Source organism: Parvibaculum sp. (assembly GCF_049672805.1).
Lineage (GTDB): Bacteria > Pseudomonadota > Alphaproteobacteria > Parvibaculales > Parvibaculaceae > Parvibaculum.
The window spans coordinates 1-4,025 of record NZ_JBATWS010000260.1 but is presented as its reverse complement, the minus strand read 5'-3'; the positions used below and the strand labels follow the sequence as shown (position 1 = coordinate 4,025).

General features: G+C 60.7%; 5 protein-coding genes and 1 tRNA gene. 4 read left to right on the top strand and 2 right to left on the bottom strand.

Annotated elements, in window-relative coordinates; translation table 11 throughout:
* The first annotated feature begins 6 nt into the window (after positions 1-6).
* Positions 7-83: transfer RNA gene (locus WBF74_RS08415), tRNA-Arg, on the top strand.
* A gap of 112 nt (positions 84-195) precedes the next feature.
* Positions 196-1,179, top strand: coding sequence for a glycosyltransferase family 9 protein (locus WBF74_RS08410; RefSeq protein ID WP_424438059.1), 984 nt, complete (start codon positions 196-198; stop codon positions 1,177-1,179).
* Here the strand turns inward: WBF74_RS08410 and WBF74_RS08405 are convergent.
* Positions 1,161-1,568 carry a DUF6165 family protein gene (locus tag WBF74_RS08405; RefSeq protein WP_424438056.1) on the bottom strand — a complete coding sequence of 136 codons (408 nt, stop codon included), beginning with the start codon at positions 1,566-1,568 and terminating at the stop codon, positions 1,161-1,163. The two genes, WBF74_RS08410 and WBF74_RS08405, sit on opposite strands and share 19 nt — an antisense overlap.
* 187 nt (positions 1,569-1,755) lie before the next feature.
* On the opposite strand from WBF74_RS08405, the gene WBF74_RS08400 reads away from it, so the two are divergent.
* Positions 1,756-2,094, top strand: a complete 339-nt coding sequence (locus WBF74_RS08400) for a PilZ domain-containing protein (RefSeq protein ID WP_424438053.1) — start codon at positions 1,756-1,758, stop codon at positions 2,092-2,094.
* Between the two features lie 87 nt (positions 2,095-2,181).
* Positions 2,182-2,991 (top strand): enoyl-CoA hydratase/isomerase family protein, encoded by an 810-nt coding sequence (locus WBF74_RS08395; RefSeq protein ID WP_424438050.1) that lies wholly within the window; start codon positions 2,182-2,184, stop codon positions 2,989-2,991.
* 85 nt (positions 2,992-3,076) lie between these two features.
* Here WBF74_RS08395 and WBF74_RS08390 read toward each other — a convergent pair whose 3' ends face one another.
* Positions 3,077-3,616, bottom strand: coding sequence for an outer membrane beta-barrel protein (locus tag WBF74_RS08390; protein WP_424438047.1), 540 nt, complete (start codon positions 3,614-3,616; stop codon positions 3,077-3,079).
* Positions 3,617-4,025: the final 409 nt, after the last annotated feature.

Below are 4,025 nucleotides of genomic sequence, written 5' to 3'. Positions count from 1 at the left end.
CTTTGTGGCCCCGTAGCTCAGCTGGATAGAGCATCAGATTCCTAATCTGACGGTCGTGCGTTCGAATCGCGCCGGGGTCACCACCTGCCTGTCCGGGCGACAGGCGGTTCCGTCATTGAGTGCGGGGCACCTCACGGGGTAAAGCTGTTCCGCCCTGGCCCGTTGCGCCGGGCCAATGGAGCCGGAACAAGCGCGATGACACGAGCCGACAACGCCCCCTCCCCTGCAGCCCCGTTGGCCGCTGATGCCCGACGCATTCTCGTCATCAAGCATGGCGCCTTTGGCGATGTGATCCAGGCGGAAGGTGCGCTGCGCGATATTCGCGAGAACCATCCAGACGCGCATATAACGGTGCTCACCATGCCCGCCTATCGCGCACTCCTCGCGCGCTGCCCGCATGTTGATGAGGTGATGGTGGATGAGCGCGCACCCCGCTGGCGGCTCGACCGGATGCTGGCGCTTCGCCAGAGACTTCGGGAACCGGGCTTCGACATGGTCTATGACCTGCAAAACTCGAAGCGGACGGCTTTCTATTATCGCTGGATGTTCCGGGACACGCGCTGGTCAGGCACGGCAAAAGGATGCAGCCACCCGCACCGCGCACATGCACCGAAAAAAATCCGCACACTCGACCGGCTTGCAGGCCAGCTTGAAGATGCGGGCCTTACCATCCGCCATTCACGCAAGCCCGATGTCTCATGGCTTGCCGATGATGTGAGCGCCCTTCTCGAAAAGGCCGGAGTGAAAGAACCTTTTATCGTGCTGGTGCCGGGCTGCTCCGTACGCCACCCGCAAAAGCGCTGGCCGCATTACGCCCTTCTCGCCCAAAGGCTGATGGATGCAGGCCATGTCGTCGTCATGGCGCCGGGGCCGGATGAGGTGGAGCTTGCGAAAACAATCCCCGGCATCATCATCGAAAAGACGAACTGGAGCGCGCTCGCAGGCATTCTGAAGCGTGCGCAATTCGTGATCGGCAACGACACGGGGCCGAGCCACCTTGCCGCCCATTTGGGAACGCCGGGCCTCGCCCTGTTCGGGCGGCATATGTCAGCCGAACGCACCGGCATCATTCGCGAGCATTTCGGCGTGATCGAGGTGGAAGACCTCACCACCCTTCCCGTCGAGCGCGTCCTTGGGGAAGTGACGCGCCGTCTCGGGACTCACTCGAATTCGGTGTAGGATTTTTCTTCCACGATCCGCGAGCCGGTGAGGAGATTGATCTCCTTCTTCAGCGCGGCGCGCTTGTCGTTCTGCTTGTAAACGGAACGCGCAAGCTCGATGAAGGTCGGCCCGAAATCCTTGTCCGCCTCGCACTGGCGAATATCGTCCTCAATAACCCAAAGCGCCTCGTTCACGGCTTTCAGCCCTTCTTCGAGACGGCGCAACTCGGCACTGTCTTCCAGATTGGCATTGCGGGCAGCTTCCAGCACGGCAAGCTCGTGACGCACATTGGCGAGCTTTGCCTCATCAGACATGCGCTCCGACTTGATGCGCAGAATGGTGATCTTGTCGATAAGCTCACCCGGACCAACCTCGATCAGGATGGGCTTTGCTTCTTGCTGGGACATGCCTGCTCCGGACAGAATGACGAACCTGTCTGCTATAGCCCAAGCCAAGGCCCTCTGTCATCCGCCCCGGCCCGAACGAGATTTTGGACCAATAAAGCCTTGCGATCAGCCGGCGCCGCACCGACTATCCACCAAAGCGCTCGTGAATATGCGGGCAGTCGCCGCCTGACACGCATGGCAGAGGCCTATGTCGCGTTTCTCGAAACTTCTCGACCATCTGCGCAGTGCCGAAACGCATGAAAAGCGCCTTACCGTGCGGGCTTCCTCGCCGCGGCTGATGGTGGAGATCGGCGGCTATGCGCATCGCGCGCGGGACTGGTCGGCGGGCGGCGCCTGCATTGAGGGATTCGCGGAAGCCGTCATCATCGGCACCATATTGAGCGGCCAGCTTTACTGGGAAAATGACCGGCGGCGGCTTCATTTCGCGGCGGAAGTGCTGCGGCTTGATCCCGGTGGCGCGGTGGCACTGCGGTGGCTCGACCTGCCACTCGCTATCCAGCAGGAAATGGAAGCCTATCTCGCCTGACGGAACGGACCGGGCCGCTGCGTCAGTTGCGCCATGCCGATCACACGCTACGCTCCCTGCAACGCCATGCAGAACAGGGAGAGAAACATGCCCGGCTACAAGACCCTTATCGTGAAAAAGGAAGGCCCGGTCGATTGGGTCACGCTCAATCGGCCAGATTCGCTCAATGCGATGAACCCGGAACTCGTGGACGAGCTGCAGGACTATTTCGGCAAGCTCTATACAGATCATTCCGTGCGGATCGTGGTGCTGCGGGGCGCGGGCCGCGCCTTCTGCGCCGGACTCGACCTCAAGGAACGCTCCAACCGCCCCGACACAGACACGAGCGGCAGCCCGCAGGCAGGCCTGGTCGCGCAGCGCCGCATCAGCGAAATCGTGATGCGCATGCGCCGCTGCCCGCAGGCGATCATCTCGCTCATTCACGGCCCGGCCTGTGGTGGCGGCTTTGCACTGGCGCTTGCCTCCGATATTCGCATTGCCGGTGAAAGCGCGCGCATGAACGCCGCCTTCATCCGCATCGGGCTTTCTGCCTGCGATATCGGCGTGAGTTACTTCCTGCCGCGTCTTGTGGGCGTGTCGGTGGCAAGCGAACTTATGATGACGGGCCGCTTCATCAACGCCGCCCGCGCCGAGCGCGTGGGTCTTGTCTCCGAAGTGGTGGCGGATGACAGGCTCGAGGAAGCAGCACGGCCTTACATCGAGGAAATGCTGACAACCTCGCCGCTCGGCCTGCGTCTTACCAAGGAATGTCTCAACATGTCGGTTGATGCAGGAAGCCTTGAGGCCGCCATCGCTATGGAAGACCGCAACCAGATCCTCTGTGCCCAGACAAATGACTTCCGTGAAGGCATCTCCGCCTTCCTCGGCAAGCGCAAGCCTGCCTACACGAATAGCTGACCGGATGCGAAAGCGGCCGTTCCGCCAAAGACGGAACGGCCACTCGCCCGCCCTGCATCCCCCACAGGGCAGCTCCCCAAAAGGATCAGAAGCCGAAAACGAGCTGCGCGCTGAGTTCGTCAACGCTGTCGCTGGCAATGTTGTAATGCGTCCATTCGGTACGGATGGAGGTGTTGCGCGCAACGGCAAATTCCGCACCGGCACCACCAAGCCAGTTCAATTCACGACCGCCCGTGGGGTCATTGTAATTGTGCAGGCCGCCCTTGCCGTAAACCGCGAAATCATTCGACACCGGCCAGGAGACGAGAAGCTCCGCACCATAGGTATCGACATTATCGCTTACGCCGCCAACCGTGATGTCGGCGAGATCGGCATAGAAGCCCTGTACGGCGAGATACTGGTTGAGACGCCAGCCAGCCATGCCGCGCCATGTCCAGTCATCATCATCATCGGCCCAGCCCCAGCCAAGGCCGCCGCCGACATAAAGACCCGGCTGAAAGCTTGTCTGGTTATAGAGAGTGCCTTCGCCGGACACAGTGTCGGATTGCGCCGATGCAGCACCGGCGAAACCGGCAAGGCCAAGTGCCAGAACGGCAGAGCCCAGAATGCGTGTTGCAAAAGTCATAATGTTCAGAGCCTCGTTTCATGTTCGACGAAGCCCCCCACTAGCCCGGGGCAGAAGATGGACGGCACATCCCCACGAGGCAAGCATCGGTGCCGACAAGTTGCTGCCGGATTGTCGCCACAATCAAAAGAGTTACTGTGCCACAAGGACTTATCGCGTCATTAAATTATGGTGAGTGCAGAACTGCACAATATTCGCCGTACGCCGTGACGCTGATGCAACACTTCGTGTGAACAGACCTGAGGCGCACGAGCGAATTGAATCGCGCTTACTTCTTCTTGCTCATGTCGATGAGCGGCAACATGCGGATGGTGGATGTGCCCTTCGCGACAATGTCGCCCGCTGCATTACGGAGATTGCCCTCAACGAACATGGTGGAGCGGCCACGCCGCTCGATCCACGCTTCGGC